This is a genomic window from Variovorax sp. Soil_C_39 (genome assembly GCF_057656815.1).
This window is the reverse complement of the sequence record NZ_JBDGJQ010000003.1, coordinates 310,337-325,073: the sequence shown is the minus strand read 5'-3', so window position 1 is coordinate 325,073 and position 14,737 is coordinate 310,337. Positions and strand designations below refer to the sequence as shown.

Below are 14,737 nucleotides of genomic sequence, written 5' to 3'. Positions count from 1 at the left end.
TCGACCCCTCTGGTTGTGAGGTGCCTTCATGGCCGAGCCTGCTGCTGAGACGCACCGCTTCGTCGACGACTACCTGCCGGCCCTGCTGGCGCAGGCGAGCCAGTTGATTTCGTCGGAGTTCCACGAGGTGGCGCGCCAGCACGGCTTCTCGGTGTCGGAGTGGCGCGTGATGGCGTCGCTCGCCGGCAGCGAGCCGGTCAGCATCGGCCAGCTCGCGCAGGTGACGGTGACCAAGCAGCCGACCGTGACGCGGCTGCTCGACCGCATGGAAGCGCGCGGCCAGGTCGAGAGGCTGCCCCACGAGAGTGATCGCCGCATCACGCTGGTGCGCATCACGCGCAAGGGGCTGCACGCGGTCGAGCACCTGATGGAACTCGCGCGCGAACACGAGCGCCGGGTGCTCGAGCCGTTCGGCTTGCGGCGTGCCGAAGAGCTCAAGCAGACGCTGCGGCAGATGATCGAGCTGCATGTCCATGTGCCGACCGGCGAGGCCGAGGCCGCGGGCGAGGAAAGCTAGGGCACCAGCACCGCGCGGCCGCGGTGTCCGCGCTGCGCGATCCATTCGAGCGCCGCACCCGCATCGGCCAGCGCGAACGGCGTCACATCGAGGTGCAGCCGCCCGTCGGCCAGCCGCGCGAGCAGGTCGGGCGCCGCCGCACGGCCCGCGGCTTCGCGCCGGAACATGTTGAGCGGCAGCAGCGCCACGTCGCGCTGCAGGAAATGAGCGATGTCGAGCTGCAGCAACGGCCCCGCGGTGTAGCCGACCAGCACCGCGCGGCCACCGGGACGCACCGCCGGCAATACCTTCGCGAGCACGTCGCCGCCGACGGTGTCGACGAGCAGGTCGGCTGTGCCCTCGCCCGGCGGCGGCCCATCGGGATCGACCGGCGACGCGGTGCAGCCGGCATCGCGCGCCAATTGCATTGCGAGCGATCCGACCGCACCGCTCGCGCCGGTCACGAGCACGCGCTCGCCCGGCTGCAGCTTCGCGACCTCGTGCAGCGCGACCCAGGCCGAGGTGCACGGCGAGAAGAAAGCCGCGCCCAGCGCCATCGGCACGGCATCGGGCAGCAGGCCCAGGGTTTCGTCGGGCGCGTCGATGAGTTCGCACCAGGTGCCGTCGAAGAGCGTGCCGAGCCCGCCGCCGCGCAGCCACACGCGCTGGCCCGCCGCGTAGCGCTGGCTCGCGACCACGATGCCCGCGGCCTCCACGCCCGGTATGTACGGCATCGGCGGATGGCGCAGGAAGCTGCCGCGCCACACGGTGCGGTCGATGTGGCCGACCGTGGCCGCCTGCATGCGCACGAGGGTGCGTCCGGCGCGCGGCAGTGGATCGGCGGCTTCTTGGAGCACCGGCGCGGCATGGAAGCCATGGATGCGCACGGCCTTCATGGCAGCGTCGACAGGAAGTCGGCGACCGTGCGCGCGAAGGCTCCGGGCATCTGGTCGGGCAGCGGCACCATGCCGCCTTCGATGTCGACGATGCGCGCCTGCGGCAGGTGCTGCTGCAGCTCCGCCGCATGCGGCGCGGCGAACGGATCGGCCGTGGCGCGCACGATGAGCGCAGGCTGCGTCACGCGGGCGATGCGCGTCTCCATGCGGTACGACGCCACGGCGCGGTGCCCTTCCTCGAGCCGATGGCCGACCTTCATGGCATCGCGCACGAAGGCTTCGAGCAGGTCGGGGCGGCCCGGCGGATAGAAGCCCTGGCGCTTCTGCCAGAGCGCCGCGAGATGCATGCCGTCTTCGCTGGGCGCGACTTCGTCGATGGGCGGACGTTCGGCCCGCGCGCGGCGAAAGGCTTCGTCGGTGAAAGGCGTCGACGACAACACGAGGCTGCGCACGCGCTCGGGAAACGCAGCCGCCATTTCCAGCGCCACGACCCCACCCGTGTGGTGGCCGACCACGTCGGCGCGCAGGATGCCCAGCGCGTCGAGCAACTCGCAGGCCACGCGCGCCCATTGCGCGATGCTCGCAGGCGCGCCGCCGTCGTCGGAGTCGCCGAAACCCGCGGTGTCCATCGCAATGGCGCGGTAGCGCGCACCCAGCAGCGGCAGCACCGCGCGGTATTCGGCCCAGCTGCGCGGCGACTGGTGCAGCAGCAGCACGGGTGGCGCGTAAATGTCGCCACACGCCGCGTAGTGCACCTGTCCCACCGACAGATCGGCGAAGGCGCGGCGGATCGTCATGGCAGGGTGTCGGCGGCGGGCGCGCGCCAGAGGCCCGCGTGCTTCAGTTCGCCGAGCGTGCGCGAGAGCACGTCGCGCCGGTAGGCGGCCACGTCGCGGCCTTCGTAGTCGTAGAAGCCGCTGCCGCTCTTGAGGCCGAGCCGCCCCTCTTCGACCATGCGCCCGACGATGGCCGGCGCGGTGTAGCGCCCCGCATCGAGCGAGGCCGACATCTCGCGGCTCGCGTGGTGCAGGATGTCGCAGCCGCCGAAGTCGATGAACTCCACCACGCCGAGCGCCGCGAAGCGCAGGCCGAGACCGTAGCGCGTGGCCTTGTCGATCTCCTCGGCGGTGGCGGCGCCCTCCTCGATCATGCGTGCGGCCTCGTTCATGACCAGCGCCTGCAGGCGCGGCACGATGTAGCCCGGCGATGCGCCGCAGACCACCGGCAGCTTGCCGATGGCCTCCATCAGCGCCTTGGTGCGCGCGAGCACGGCGGCGTCGGTGCCCGGGTGGCAACTGAGCTCCACCACCGGAATCACGTAGGCCGGATTGAGCCAGTGCATGTTGAGGAAGCGTTCGGGCCGCCGCACGAGCGCCGCGAGCTGCGTGACGAGGATGCTGCTCGTGGTCGACGTGAGGATCGCGTCGTCGCGGCAATGCCGGTTGAGCTGCTCGAAGGCCTCGCGCTTGGCCTCGAGCGTCTCGGGCACGCCTTCGAATACCAGCTCGGCGGCCGCCAGGGCCTGCGGCGCGTCGGCCGCATTCACGAGGTGCACGCGCGCCGCGATGGCCTCGGCCTGCGCGGCGTTGATCACGCCGAGTTGCGCCAGCCCTGAGAGGCTGGCCTCGATCTCGGCCCGGGCCTCGGCCTGCAGCCGCTGCCAGGCTTCGTCGCTGCGCGGGCGCAGGTCGATCAATGCGATGCGGTGACCCGCATAGGCGAACGCGATCGCGATGCCGCGCCCCATGCGGCCCGCGCCGACGGCCGCAAAGCGGGGCAGCGCGGCTTCATTCGCCATCGTGCAGCCTTTGCTGGAGGTCGGCCGCGCTCAGGTCGGCCAGCCCCAGGCTTTCGAAGGTGCGCGCGCCGCGGCGCAGGTCGCGGCCGAGAAAGCCGCCCACGATGGCCAGCAGGCCGTGCGCGATCGGCGCATCCACGCCCGCATGGCGCGCGGCCGAGGCCAGGAAAGCCAGGCCGAGTTCGGTGTCCTCGGTGATGTAGCGGTGGGTGTGCAGGTCGATGTGCTCGCGCCAGTCGCCCGACTTGACGAGCTTCTTGTGCGCATCGCCGTACATCCACTGGTCGTTGTTGTAGTGGTCGGCCAGCGGATAGTGCGGCGCCGCATGCCCGAAGGCTTCGCGCACCGCCATGCGCTCCTGGTCGAGCCGGTCGGTCACGTCGCGCACCGCGCGCTGCGTGCCTTCGTTGTGGATGTCCCAGCGCTCGAAGTGCTGCAGCGGCGCGGCGTTCATCACCATGAGCGGCGGATGGATCACCGGGCCGGCATTCATCAGCGCGCCCGAGAGCGCATTGCCGCAGCCGTGCACCGCAGGGTAGGCCTGGCGGATCACCTCGATCGCCTCGGCTTCCTTCTGCGCAGGATAGACGCCGGTGGGCAGCCGGATCGCACGGATGGTGACGTTCACTTCGCGCTCGCCGTGCTTGCGCGCCAGGTATGGCAGGGTGCCGGTCTCGGCCCACGCCACGTCGGCACGGCTGCCTGCCGCCTTCACGGTGCGCGCCATCACGTAGCTGCCGAAGGTGCCGGGCGGCAGGAACACCACCTGGCCGTCGGCGAGGTGCGGCGCCATGGCCAGCGCGATGTCGTGCTGCGCGATCGCCGGGGTGGGAACGACGATGAGTTCCGCGCCCTTCAATGCCGCGGCGATATCGCCGGTGGCCAGGGCCAGCGGCACCTCGCGCGCGCCGTCGGCATCCTTCAGCGTGATGGCGCCCGCCTGCACCACCGGCTCGAGCGCTGCCGCATCGCGGCGCCACAGCCGCACTTCATGGCCCGCTTCGGAGAGGTCCGCGGCCGCCGCGTAGGCCCCATGGCCACCGCCAAGAATCGCAATTTTCATGTTCGGAATTTGAAGGCAGATGTCGATGAACCGGCAGCCGCGGTGCGGACCGGAGAAGTAAATGCCTCAATACATTACTTTTCATCGTTTCATGTGTCAACCAACTTCCGTGACTGCGGCCCCCGCGGAAACCCGCAAAGGAAAAGCCCGGACTTCTCGCGAAGTCCGGGCTTTCTCGGGTGCGGGCGGCCCGCAGGCCGCCCTGGAGGGGATCAGCGCGTGGGCTTGAAGGCGCGCTTCTGGGCGTCGCGCGGCACGAAGACCTTGCCCGGGCCGCCATGGCCTGCGCCATTGCCGCGGGGTGCGAAGCCCTCGCGGGGTGCGAAGCCTTCACGCGGTGCAAAGCCGCCGTCGCCACGGCCGCCGCGCGGTGCGGCGTTGTCGCCGCCCCAACCCGGCTTGCGACCGTAGCCGCCACCGCCGCCCTCTTCACGGGCACCACCGCCGCCGAAGCCGGCGTTCTGGCCCTGGAAGCCACGCGGGCCGGCCGGGGCGCCGCGGCGGTCGTTGAAGCCGCTGGCGCCGGCATAGCCGCCGCGCGGGCCGCCTGCATTGCCGCCGCCACCGAACTTGCGGTCGCCACGCGGGCCGCTGTTGTTGTCGCGGCCACGGCCGCCGAAGTCGCCCTGCGGGCGCGACTGCGGCATGCGCTGCTGCGGCTCGAGGCCGGCAACCACTTCCGCCTTGAACTGCTGACGGCTGTACTGCTCGATGTCCATGATCTTGCGGCGATCGCGGAATTCGGCAAACGTGATGGCCAGGCCATCGCGGCCGGCACGGCCGGTGCGGCCGATGCGGTGGGTGTAGTCCTCGGCCTTCATCGGCAGGCCGAAGTTGAAGACGTGCGTGATGGTCGGCACGTCGATGCCGCGGGCAGCAACGTCGGTGGCCACCAGGATCTGGACCTGACCTTGACGCAGTGCCATCAGGCGGCGGTTGCGCAGGCCCTGGCTCAGGGCGCCGTGCAACGCGACGGCGCTGAAGCCTTCTTGCTGCAGGTCGTTGGCGAGGCCGTCGCACTCGACTTGCGTGCTGGCGAACACGATCGCCTGGTTGATGCTGGTGTCGCGCAGCCAATGGTCGAGCAGCTTGCGCTTGTGCTGGCTGTTGTCAGCCCAGTACAGCGACTGCTTGATGTTGGCGTGCTTCTCTTGCGGGCTATCGATGGTGATGCGCTGCGGCTCGCGCATGACGCGCTGAGCCAGCTGCTGAATGCGCGGCGCGAAGGTGGCGCTGAACATCATCGTTTGCTGACGCTCGATCGTGAGCTGGTTGACTTCGGCCAGGTCGTCGGAGAAGCCGAGGTCGAGCATGCGGTCGGCTTCGTCGACGACCAGGAACTTGACCTGGTCGAGCTTGAGCTGCTGCGAGCGCTGCAGGTCGAGCAGGCGGCCCGGCGTGGCAACCACGAGGTCGGCGTTCTGCAGCTTGGCGATCTGCAGCTGGTAGGGCATGCCGCCCACCACGTTGGCGACGCGCAGGCCGCGGCAATGGCGCACCAGCTCAATGGCGTCGTGCGCCACCTGCTGCGCGAGCTCGCGCGTCGGGCACAGGATCAGGGCGCCGGGCGTGGCGGCCTTGAAGTGGCGCGCGTTGGTCGGGTCCTTGCGCTTCGCCTTCTTGGGCACGGCTTCGCCGCGCGCGGCGGCTTCGGCAGCCAGGCGCTGGTATTCGGCCTTGGCGGCCTCTTCGGCTTCGGCCTGGCGCTTGAGCAGCGTGTGCAGCACCGGCAGCAGGAAGGCTGCGGTCTTGCCCGAGCCGGTCTGGCTCGAGACCATCAGGTCGACGAAGCGGGCCTTGCCGTCCTGGCCGGCTTCACCGCCCATGGCGAGCGGGATCACCTTGTCCTGCACGGTCGTGGGCTGGGTGAAACCCAGGTCGGCCACGGCGGCGATGAGTTCGGGCGCGAGACCGAGCCGGACGAAACCGTTCGGTGCGACGGGCGCCTCGGCCACGGCCGCTTCGGGCAGCGCGGCGTCGAGTGCCTCGAGGATCGGCGACTCGGACGCGGTGTCCGGAGCGGCGATGAATTCGTTGTTGTTGGTGGATTGCACAGGCGCGAACTCGCCCTGCGCTTCAAAAGCGTCGGTCATGTGATTTGTCAATCTCAAACGCGAGCGCTGCCGTAGGCGGCGCCCCGTTGGTGGTTAAAAACATCAACCATCCAACGACATTCAACTTCCGGATTTCGCCGGAGGCTGCGGCCCTTTTTGATCAGCGGATGCGATCGGGCGCGGTGTGCAAGATAGGGAGATGCAAGAGACGCTGGCCGAAAAAAACCTGTCGACCAGCGAAGCCAACGATTATGGCACGGATCGGGGTTTTTACCTAATCCGTCAAACGCAAGAAGGTTTCACGGTAGTGCGCGAGCTCCTCGATGGATTCGTGCACGTCGGCCAGCGCGGTATGCGCCTGCTGCTTCTTGAACGCGCTGTAGGCCGAGGGCTTCCAGCGCTTGGCCAGCTCCTTGAGGGTGCTGACGTCGAGGTTCCGGTAGTGGAAATAGGCCTCGAGCCTGGGCATGAACTTGACCAGGAAGCGCCGGTCCTGCCCGATGGTGTTGCCGCACATCGGCGAGCCGGCCTTGGGCACATAGCGCGCGATGAACTCGAGCAGCTGCAGTTCGGCCGTGGCTTCGTCGAGGGTGGAGGCCTTCACCTTGTCGATCAGGCCGCTGCGGCCGTGCGTGCCCTTGTTCCAGGCGTCCATGGCGTCGAGCACGGCATCGCTCTGGTGGATCACGAGCACGGGGCCGTCGATGCGGGGGCTCAGGTCGGGGCCGGTCACGACCACGGCGATCTCGAGCAGGCGCTCCTTCTCGGGGTCGAGCCCGCTCATTTCGCAGTCGAGCCAGACCAGGTTCTGGTCGCTTTTCTTCAGCACCGGCAGTGCGCCGCCGGTCGTGGGGTCCAGGGATTCGAGCATGCCCGGATTGTCGCCGATGGCTTCCGCGCTGCGGACCCGGCGGGCGGCAACACGCCCTAAACTCGCCGGTCATGTCCTATTCACTCATCTTCACCGCCGCCTTCGCCGCTGCACTCGTCGCGGGGCTCGTCGTGAAGTTCTGGCTCGCCTCGCGCCAGGTGCGCCACGTGGCGCGCCACCGCAACGCGGTGCCGCCCGCCTTCGAGCACAAGATCACGCTCGAGGCCCACCAGAAGGCCGCCGATTACACCGTGGCCAAGGCGCGCTTCGGCATGGTCGAGATGGCTTGGGGCACGGCGGTGCTGCTCGGCTGGACGCTGCTCGGCGGCCTCGACCTGCTCAACAAGCTGCTCGTGGCGTGGCTCGGTGGCGGCATGGTGCAGCAGCTCGCGCTACTCGCAGCATTCGCGGCGATCGGCGCGCTGCTCGAGCTGCCGTTCACGTTGTGGCAGATCTTCCGGCTCGAGGAGCGCTTCGGCTTCAACAAGATGAGCTGGCGGCTCTGGCTGCGCGACACGGCCGTCTCCACGCTGATCGGCGCAGCCATCGGGCTGCCGATCGCCGCGCTGATCCTGTGGATCATGGGCGCGGCCGGCACGCTGTGGTGGCTCTGGGCTTGGGCGGCATGGATGGGCTTCAACCTGCTGCTGATGATCGTCTATCCGATGTTCATTGCACCGCTCTACAACAAGTTCAAGCCGCTCGACGATCCCACCATCAAGGAGCGCGTCACCGCGCTCATGAAGCGCTGCGGCTTTCGCGCCAAGGGGCTGTTCGTGATGGACGGCAGCCGGCGCAGCGCGCATGCCAATGCCTACTTCACGGGCTTCGGCGCGAGCAAGCGCGTGGTCTTCTACGACACGCTGCTGCGCCAGCTCAATGCGGCCGAGATGGAGGCGGTGCTCGCGCACGAGCTCGGCCATTTCAAGCACCGCCACATCGTGAAGCGGCTCGCCTCGATGTTCGCGCTGAGCCTGGCGGGCTTCGCGCTGCTGGGCTGGGTGTCGACACAGGCCTGGTTCTACGGCGGGCTCGGCGTACAGCCGAACATGGCGCCCACGGCGCCGAACGACGCGCTCGCGCTGCTGCTCTTCATGCTCGCGGTGCCGGTGTTCGGCTTCTTCGTCGCGCCGCTCGCGGCCCGGCTGTCGCGCAAACACGAGTTCGAGGCCGACGCCTATGCGGTGGCGCAGACCAGCAGCGCCGATCTCTCCGCTGCGCTGCTGAAGCTCTACCAGGACAACGCGTCGACGCTCACGCCCGACCCTGTGTTCGTCAAGTTCTACTACTCCCACCCACCGGCCTCCGAGCGCCTCGCGCGCATGCAGGCCGCCTGAATGACTCCCACCTCTCGCGAAGAAAAAGCCGACACCATGAGCAGCATGTTCAAGCCCAAAGACTGGAAGGGCGTTACCCGCCAGGCACTGAGCGCCACCGAGATCGTCTCGGGTCTCGCCAAGCTCGACGGATGGAAGCTCAATGGCGACGGCGCCAACGTTGCGATCGAAAAGACCTTCAGCTTCGCGAACTACTTCGAGACCATGGCCTTCGTGAATGCGCTGGCCTTCGTCGCCCATACGCAAGACCACCATCCCGACCTGTCGGTGCACTACAACCGCTGCGTGGTGCGCTTCAACACGCACGACGTCGGCGGCATCTCGAGCACCGACTTCGAGTGCGCACGCCAGGCCGACGCGCTGGTGGCCGGGCCCGCGCCGTGACGAGGGCTCGCGCCTTTGGCTAAGCCGCCCCGCACCCCCGCCAAGGGCGCCGCGGGCGCCGCCCGCACCCTGCACGATGGCCTGGTCGTCGCGAGCCACGGACGCCACTGCCTGGTCGAGACGCCTGCGGGCGAACGGCTGATCTGCCATCCACGCGGCAAGAAGAGCCAGGCCGTGGTCGGCGACCGCGTGCGCTGGCAGGCCAGCGAGGACGAGGGCACGATCGAAGAGGTCGTGCCGCGGCGCAACCTCTTCTACCGGCAGGACGAGATCCGCACCAAGTCGTTCGCGGCCAACCTCGACCAGGTGCTGATCCTGATCGCGGCCGAACCGGAGTTTTCGGAGCACCAGTTGGCCCGCGCACTGATCGCGGCCGAGGCCGAGCGCATCGTGCCGATCATCGCGCTCAACAAGCGCGACCTGGCCGTGCCGTTCGAGCGCGCATGGAACCGACTCGCACCGTACCGGCGCATGCATGAAGGCGTGCTGCCGCTGTCGCTCACGGCCACGGGCGACGCCGACCGCGCCACGCTCATGGCACTGCTCGCGGGCAAGCGCACCCTGGTGCTGGGCCCCTCGGGCGCAGGCAAGAGCACGCTCGTGAACCTGCTCGTGCCGGGTGCCGCCGCGCTGACGAACGAAATCTCGCAGGCGCTCAATTCGGGCAAGCACACCACGACGAGCACCACCTGGTACTGGGTCGACGAGGCGCGCACCACAGGCCTCATCGATTCGCCGGGGTTCCAGGAATTCGGTCTCAACCACATTGCCCCGATGCAGTTGGCGGGACTGATGCCGGACATCGCCGAGCATGCGCAGGAATGCAAGTTCTACAACTGCACGCACCTGCACGAGCCGGGGTGCGGCGTCATCGCGAATGTCGACGCGCCCGGGAAGCCGGCCCCGATCAGCGCCACGCGTTACCGAATCTACGGCGAGCTGTTCGCCGAACTGAGCCAGACGCGCTACTGAACCGCTCAGGGCGCCTGGAGAATCTCCTGCAGACGCTGCACGAGCAGGCTGCACTGGTCGCGCGTGCCGATGCTGATGCGCAGGTGCTGCGCGATGCGCGGCTGCCTGAAATGCCGCACCAGCACCGCGCGCTCGCGCAACAGCGCCGCGAGTTCGGCCGCGTCGCGCCCCGGGTGGCGGGCGAAAACGAAATTGGCCTGCGAAGGCAGCACCTCGAAGCCCAGGTCTTCGAGCTGCAGGCACAGCCCTTCGCGCGCGTCCATGACCTGGCGGCGCGTGCGCTCGAACCAGGCCTCGTCGTCGAGCGCCGCCACCGCGCCCGCCGAGGCGAGGCGGTCGATCGGATAGGAATTGAAACTGTCCTTCACGCGCACCAGCGCATCGACCAGGTGCGACTGGCCGCAGGCGTAGCCGACCCGCAGGCCCGCGAGCGAGCGCGACTTCGACAGGGTGTGGACCACGAGCAGGTTCGGATGGCAGGCGATGAGCGGCATGGCGCTCTCGCCGCCGAAATCGACGTAGGCCTCGTCGACCAGCACCACGCGTTCGGGGCAGGCGGCGGCGAGCCGCTCGATGCGCTCGAGCGGAAGGCCGATCCCCGTGGGCGCATTCGGGTTCGCAATCACCAGGCCGGCGCAGCCGCTGGCCGCGCGCGACGCCATCGCCTCGGCGTCGATGCGCAACTGCGCGTCGACCGGCAGCAGCTCGCAGGCGATGCCGTAGAGCTGCGCATAGACGCGGTAGAAGCTGTAGCTCACGTCGGGCATGAGCAGCGGCTCGGCCTGCTGGAAGAAGGCGAAGAAGGCGTGTGCCAGCACCTCGTCCGAACCATTGCCCACGAAGACCTGCGCCACGTCCAGGCCATGCCGCCGGGCCACGGCTTCGCGCAGGGCGAGCGAGCTTGGATCGGGGTAGCGCTCCAGTCCCTCGGCAGCCGCCTCGCGGATCGCGTGGACCGCGCGCGGCGACGGCGGATACGGGTTCTCGTTGGTATTGAGCTTGACGAGGTCGGCGATGCGCGGCTGCTCGCCGGGCACGTAGGGTTCGAGCGCGCCGATGCGCGGGCTCCAGAAGGTCGGCACGGAGGTCGCCATGGCGTCGTGGTGGCGAGCAGCCCGCTCAACCGAGCAGGCGGGCCAGCGTGAGAAGGGCCAGCAGCACCATCCACATGACCACCGAGCGCCAGACCAGGCCGACCACGCTGCGCAGGTGACCCGGCTCGGGCTCGCGCCCGGGCGTGCTGCCGCTGTCGGTCCGGCGGTCGTCGGCCAAGGAATCGCCGGCCTGGGCGCGCGAGAGCGCATCAGCGAGCGGAATCGGCCGCAGCGCCCCCCCGCCGAGCCGCACGTTGACCGCACCAGACGTGGCCGCGAGGATCACGCCGTCGTTCTCGCTCGCGAAGCGGCGCGCGTCGTTGCGCCAGCAGTCGATGGCCTCCTCGAAGCTGCCGACGACGGCAAAGCCCAGCGCGGTGATGCGCGCCGGGAGCCAGTCGATCGCATGCCAGGCGCCCTCGGCGGCACGCTGCACCGAGACGCTCGAGGGCTGCACCGCCGCGCCGTCCTTGTGGGCCCAGTAGCGCGCGACGAATTCGCTCATGCGGTAGAACACCGCGCCGGCCGGACCGAGGCCCAGCGCCGCGAGCACAGAGAACCAGGCCAGCACGCCGAACACGTGGCGATGCGCGGCGATCACCGAATGCTCGATCACGCGACGGACGATCTCGCTGCGCCGCAACTCGGCCGCGTCCACGCCCTGCCAATGGGCGAGCAGCGAGCGCGCGAGCGGCTCGTCGCCTTCGTCGAGCGCATCGCGGATGCCGGTGAAGTGATGGCTGAACTGCCTGAAGCCCAGCGTGACGTAGAGCACGGCGACGCTCCAGAGCACCGCGAACGGCAGTCCGAGCGTGAGCACCAGCAGCCAGTGGATGCCCAGCGTTGCAAACGTGGGCATGAGCACCGCGAGCCCCCATGCGACCCATCCGTGGTGCGGTTTGCCGGCATCGAAGTTGCGGCTGGTCCAGCGGGTCCAGGAAAGCACGCCGCCGTACACCGGGTTGTGTGGCGCCAGCGGACGCACCTGCTCGATCAGCAACGCACACAGGATGGCAAAGAAGCTCATCCTTCGATGATAGCGAGGGCGCCCCGGCGCTTCACGCCGGCGCTCACCATCAGGCGATCAGGAAGCGGTAGAGGTTGCGCAGCATGCCCGCCGTGGCGCCCCAGACGAAGCGCTCCTCGGCGCCATCCTGGTAGGGCATCGAATACCACTCGCGGCGCGTGCCGTCGGGGGCCGGCACCGTGTGCCGGCGATGGTTGGCGGGGTCCATGAGCCAGGCCAGCGGCACCTCGAAGGCGGCGGCTACTTCGTAGGGATTGAGTGTGAGTTCGAAGGGCGGCTTCACCAGCGCGACCACGGGCGTCACGACGAACGAGGTGATCGTCGTGTAGGTCGGCAGGCTGCCGAGCACCTCGATGAACTGCGCCGAGAGGCCCACCTCTTCCCAGGCCTCGCGCAGGGCCGCCGCCGCGACGTTCGCGTCTTCGGGGTCGACGCGCCCGCCCGGGAACGCTACCTGGCCCGAATGGTTCGACAGGTGCGCGGTGCGTTCGGTCAGCAGCACCGTGGGGCCTTCCGGACGCTGGACGATTGGCACCAGCACCGCCGCCTGGGCCGGCGTGCGGTCGCTCAGGCGTGGCTCGCGGCGCAGCTCGGGCATCCACTCGGGGGGCGTGGCGAATCGCCGGCGCAGCGCCTCGGCCGTCAACTCGGCCACGTCAACCGCGGGCAGGCCATCCGGACCGCCGACCACCGGCGCCTTGCGCGGGTCGACCACGAGCAGCGTGGGCGGCACCACGGCATTGACGGGTTCGGCGGGCTCGAGCTGCATGGAGGGGTCGGCGGGGGTGGTCAAGTGGTAGCTGGCTGTCTGGTGAAGGAGTAGAACCCGAAACTGCTGTGCTGTCTTTTCGCGGAAAGGCCTGCACAGCGCACAACGCAAAAAGCCGCCAGAGGGCGGCTTTTTGCACGGCAGAAGAACGGCTTACTTGGCAGCCACTGCTGCGCGCTTGCCCGGCAGCTTTTCCTTGATACGTGCCGAGCGGCCGCTGCGCTCGCGCAGGTAGTACAGCTTGGCGCGGCGAACGTCGCCGCGGCGCTTGACTTCGATGCCGGCGATCAACGGGCTGTAGGTCTGGAACGTACGCTCCACGCCTTCGCCGCTCGAGATCTTGCGCACCGTGAAGCCGCTGTTGAGGCCGCGATTGCGCTTGGCGATCACGACGCCTTCGTAGGCCTGCACGCGCTTGCGGCTGCCTTCGACGACGTTCACGCTGACGATGACCGTGTCACCGGGCATGAAGTCGGGGATCTTCTTGTCGAGACGGGTAATTTCTTCCTGCTCGAGGGTCTGGATGAGGTTCATGATTTCCTGATGTCGATCGTGCTCGCGCTACACAAAAGGCGCCCTTGGGTTTTGTCGGCTGCTTCGAAAGAAGCCGAAGACGAAACCCAGGCGCGGCCGGGCAGAGGATCGGAGAACCAAGGATTATAGCTTTTTTTTGAGCGCCGTCTCGTCGGCCTTGCTCAGCCGGCCCGCGGTACGCGCGGCGTCGATCAGGTCGGGACGCCGGGCCGCGGTGATCGCGAGCCGCTGGTCGCGGCGCCAGCGCTCGATCTGGACGTGGTGGCCCGACAGGAGCGGCGCCGGCACGCCCTGCCCGTTCCACTGCTCGGGCCGGGTGTAGTGCGGGCAGTCGAGCAGTCCGTCGAGCGAGGGATTGAAGCTGTCCTGCACATGGCTGGCCTCGTCGCCCAGCACGCCGGGCTGCAGCCGTGCCACCGCATCGAGCAGCGCCATGGCCGCGATCTCGCCGCCCGACAGCACGAAGTCGCCGAGGCTCACCTGGTGGGTCACGCGCGTGTCGATGAAGCGCTGGTCGATTCCCTCGTAGCGCCCGCAGACCAGCACGGCGCCGTCGCTCGCGGACCAGCGTTCGACCGCCTCGTGCCGCAGCACGTCGCCAATCGGCGAAAACAGCACGACCGGTGCCGGCGTGCCGCGCGCGGCCAGCGCCGCATCGAGGCAGGCCGAGAGCGGCTCGGCCATCATGACCATGCCCGGCCCGCCGCCGAACGGACGATCGTCCACGCGCCGGTAGTTGCCTTGCGCGAAATCGCGCGGGTTCCAGAGCACGACTTCGACCTGTTTTGACTCGTAGGCACGGCGCGTCACGCCCGCGGCCATGAAAGGCGCGAACAGCTCGGGAAAGAGCGTGAGAACGTCGAAGCGCATGCGCGCGAGCCCGGTCAGTAGTCGGGTTGCCAGTCGACCGTGATGAGCCGGCCCGGCAGGTCGACCTTGTCGACGAAGGCCGAGACGAAAGGCACCATGCGCTCGATCGCCTTGCCGTCTTCTTCCGCGGACAGGACCAGCGTGGTCTGCGGCCCGGTCGCGAGCAGCTCGCGCACGTTGCCGAGCACCACGCCCTCGCGGTTGACGACCGAGAGGCCGATCAGGTCGACCCAGTAGTACTCGTCATCGCCGGCGGTGGGAAAGCTCGAACGCGGCACGAACACCCGCGCACCGCGAAGCGCTTCGGCCGCATTGCGGTCGGGCACGTCCTCGGACGAGGCGACGATGCAGTCGGAATGTTCCTTGGCTTCGCGGATCGCGAGCCGAAATGCAGCGCTGGTGGTGGCGCCGGGCGCCTGCAGGAACCAGCGTTTGGAAGAAAAAAGCGCCTCGGGTTGGGCGCTGTGGGGCAGGACCTTGAACCACCCCTTGATGCCCCAGGCATCGGCGATGCGTCCTACCTCGATCGCGTCCGCCGGCAATTCGGCGGTTTCGAGTGCGGGCAGCATGGC

At 69.0% G+C, this 14,737-nt stretch carries 16 protein-coding genes; 4 read left to right on the top strand and 12 right to left on the bottom strand.

The window, feature by feature from the left end:
- Positions 1-28: 28 nt before the first annotated feature.
- Positions 29-517, top strand: a complete 489-nt coding sequence (locus AC3A6J_RS09530) for a MarR family winged helix-turn-helix transcriptional regulator (protein ID WP_487859685.1) — start codon at positions 29-31, stop codon at positions 515-517.
- On the opposite strand, the gene AC3A6J_RS09525 is transcribed toward AC3A6J_RS09530, so the two are convergent.
- The 6 genes from AC3A6J_RS09525 to orn all read right to left on the bottom strand — a co-directional run bounded on the left by AC3A6J_RS09525 (position 514) and on the right by orn (position 7,178).
- The gene (locus AC3A6J_RS09525) at positions 514-1,392 is read right to left on the bottom strand and encodes a quinone oxidoreductase family protein (RefSeq protein WP_487859684.1); all 879 of its coding nucleotides are present in this window, start codon (positions 1,390-1,392) and stop codon (positions 514-516) included. The genes AC3A6J_RS09530 and AC3A6J_RS09525 overlap by 4 nt on opposite strands.
- A complete protein-coding gene (locus AC3A6J_RS09520) occupies positions 1,389-2,189 on the bottom strand; it encodes an alpha/beta fold hydrolase (protein WP_487859683.1) in 801 nt (266 codons plus the stop codon). Before AC3A6J_RS09520 ends, AC3A6J_RS09525 begins: the two co-directional genes overlap by 4 nt.
- The gene (locus AC3A6J_RS09515) at positions 2,186-3,190 is read right to left on the bottom strand and encodes a 3-hydroxybutyryl-CoA dehydrogenase (RefSeq protein WP_487859682.1); all 1,005 of its coding nucleotides are present in this window, start codon (positions 3,188-3,190) and stop codon (positions 2,186-2,188) included. The genes AC3A6J_RS09520 and AC3A6J_RS09515 overlap by 4 nt, the downstream gene beginning before the upstream one ends.
- Positions 3,180-4,253 (bottom strand): NAD/NADP octopine/nopaline dehydrogenase family protein, encoded by a 1,074-nt coding sequence (locus tag AC3A6J_RS09510; RefSeq protein ID WP_487859681.1) that lies wholly within the window; start codon positions 4,251-4,253, stop codon positions 3,180-3,182. The genes AC3A6J_RS09515 and AC3A6J_RS09510 overlap by 11 nt, the downstream gene beginning before the upstream one ends.
- 212 nt (positions 4,254-4,465) lie before the next feature.
- Positions 4,466-6,346 (bottom strand): DEAD/DEAH box helicase, encoded by a 1,881-nt coding sequence (locus tag AC3A6J_RS09505; protein ID WP_487859680.1) that lies wholly within the window; start codon positions 6,344-6,346, stop codon positions 4,466-4,468.
- A 235-nt stretch (positions 6,347-6,581) separates the two neighbouring features.
- Positions 6,582-7,178: an oligoribonuclease gene (orn, locus tag AC3A6J_RS09500; RefSeq protein ID WP_487859679.1), complete on the bottom strand. Its 597-nt coding sequence runs from the start codon at positions 7,176-7,178 to the stop codon at positions 6,582-6,584.
- A gap of 71 nt (positions 7,179-7,249) precedes the next feature.
- Between orn and AC3A6J_RS09495 the strand changes: the two genes are divergently transcribed.
- From AC3A6J_RS09495 to rsgA, 3 genes are read left to right on the top strand one after another with little or no spacing between them, the layout of a single operon-like run.
- On the top strand, positions 7,250-8,515 hold the full coding sequence (locus AC3A6J_RS09495; protein ID WP_487859678.1) for a M48 family metallopeptidase: 1,266 nt from the start codon (positions 7,250-7,252) through the stop codon (positions 8,513-8,515).
- A 36-nt stretch (positions 8,516-8,551) separates the two neighbouring features.
- Entirely contained in the window at positions 8,552-8,899 is a 348-nt protein-coding gene (locus tag AC3A6J_RS09490; protein ID WP_487860047.1) for a 4a-hydroxytetrahydrobiopterin dehydratase, read from the top strand.
- Between the two features lie 15 nt (positions 8,900-8,914).
- A complete protein-coding gene (gene rsgA / locus AC3A6J_RS09485; RefSeq protein ID WP_487859677.1) occupies positions 8,915-9,871 on the top strand; it encodes a ribosome small subunit-dependent GTPase A in 957 nt (318 codons plus the stop codon).
- Positions 9,872-9,876: 5 nt separating this feature from the next.
- Here rsgA and hisC read toward each other — a convergent pair whose 3' ends face one another.
- From hisC to rimM, 6 genes are all read right to left on the bottom strand, one after another.
- A complete protein-coding gene (gene hisC / locus AC3A6J_RS09480) occupies positions 9,877-10,965 on the bottom strand; it encodes a histidinol-phosphate transaminase (RefSeq protein ID WP_487859676.1) in 1,089 nt (362 codons plus the stop codon).
- Between the two features lie 25 nt (positions 10,966-10,990).
- Entirely contained in the window at positions 10,991-11,992 is a 1,002-nt protein-coding gene (locus AC3A6J_RS09475; RefSeq protein WP_487859675.1) for a CobD/CbiB family protein, read from the bottom strand.
- Between the two features lie 49 nt (positions 11,993-12,041).
- Entirely contained in the window at positions 12,042-12,761 is a 720-nt protein-coding gene (locus tag AC3A6J_RS09470; protein WP_487859674.1) for a CoA pyrophosphatase, read from the bottom strand.
- Positions 12,762-12,914: 153 nt separating this feature from the next.
- On the bottom strand, positions 12,915-13,295 hold the full coding sequence (gene rplS / locus AC3A6J_RS09465; protein ID WP_487859673.1) for a 50S ribosomal protein L19: 381 nt from the start codon (positions 13,293-13,295) through the stop codon (positions 12,915-12,917).
- A gap of 123 nt (positions 13,296-13,418) precedes the next feature.
- On the bottom strand, positions 13,419-14,165 hold the full coding sequence (trmD, locus tag AC3A6J_RS09460; protein ID WP_487859672.1) for a tRNA (guanosine(37)-N1)-methyltransferase TrmD: 747 nt from the start codon (positions 14,163-14,165) through the stop codon (positions 13,419-13,421).
- Positions 14,166-14,179: 14 nt separating this feature from the next.
- Positions 14,180-14,734: a ribosome maturation factor RimM gene (gene rimM / locus AC3A6J_RS09455; protein ID WP_487859671.1), complete on the bottom strand. Its 555-nt coding sequence runs from the start codon at positions 14,732-14,734 to the stop codon at positions 14,180-14,182.
- Positions 14,735-14,737: the final 3 nt, after the last annotated feature.

Excerpts from the sequence above, each read along its gene's own strand:
- AC3A6J_RS09530 (WP_487859685.1), top strand. The coding sequence starts at position 29 with ATGGCCGAGCCTGCTGCTGAGACGCACCGCTTCGTCGACGACTACCTG.
- AC3A6J_RS09525 (WP_487859684.1), bottom strand. The coding sequence starts at position 1,392 with ATGAAGGCCGTGCGCATCCATGGCTTCCATGCCGCGCCGGTGCTCCAA.
- AC3A6J_RS09520 (WP_487859683.1), bottom strand. The coding sequence starts at position 2,189 with ATGACGATCCGCCGCGCCTTCGCCGATCTGTCGGTGGGACAGGTGCAC.
- AC3A6J_RS09515 (WP_487859682.1), bottom strand. The coding sequence starts at position 3,190 with ATGGCGAATGAAGCCGCGCTGCCCCGCTTTGCGGCCGTCGGCGCGGGC.
- AC3A6J_RS09510 (WP_487859681.1), bottom strand. The coding sequence starts at position 4,253 with ATGAAAATTGCGATTCTTGGCGGTGGCCATGGGGCCTACGCGGCGGCC.
- AC3A6J_RS09505 (WP_487859680.1), bottom strand. The coding sequence starts at position 6,346 with ATGACCGACGCTTTTGAAGCGCAGGGCGAGTTCGCGCCTGTGCAATCC.
- orn (WP_487859679.1), bottom strand. The coding sequence starts at position 7,178 with ATGCTCGAATCCCTGGACCCCACGACCGGCGGCGCACTGCCGGTGCTG.
- AC3A6J_RS09495 (WP_487859678.1), top strand. The coding sequence starts at position 7,250 with ATGTCCTATTCACTCATCTTCACCGCCGCCTTCGCCGCTGCACTCGTC.
- AC3A6J_RS09490 (WP_487860047.1), top strand. The coding sequence starts at position 8,552 with ATGAGCAGCATGTTCAAGCCCAAAGACTGGAAGGGCGTTACCCGCCAG.
- hisC (WP_487859676.1), bottom strand. The coding sequence starts at position 10,965 with ATGGCGACCTCCGTGCCGACCTTCTGGAGCCCGCGCATCGGCGCGCTC.
- AC3A6J_RS09475 (WP_487859675.1), bottom strand. The coding sequence starts at position 11,992 with ATGAGCTTCTTTGCCATCCTGTGTGCGTTGCTGATCGAGCAGGTGCGT.
- AC3A6J_RS09470 (WP_487859674.1), bottom strand. The coding sequence starts at position 12,761 with ATGCAGCTCGAGCCCGCCGAACCCGTCAATGCCGTGGTGCCGCCCACG.
- rplS (WP_487859673.1), bottom strand. The coding sequence starts at position 13,295 with ATGAACCTCATCCAGACCCTCGAGCAGGAAGAAATTACCCGTCTCGAC.
- trmD (WP_487859672.1), bottom strand. The coding sequence starts at position 14,165 with ATGCGCTTCGACGTTCTCACGCTCTTTCCCGAGCTGTTCGCGCCTTTC.
- rimM (WP_487859671.1), bottom strand. The coding sequence starts at position 14,734 with ATGCTGCCCGCACTCGAAACCGCCGAATTGCCGGCGGACGCGATCGAG.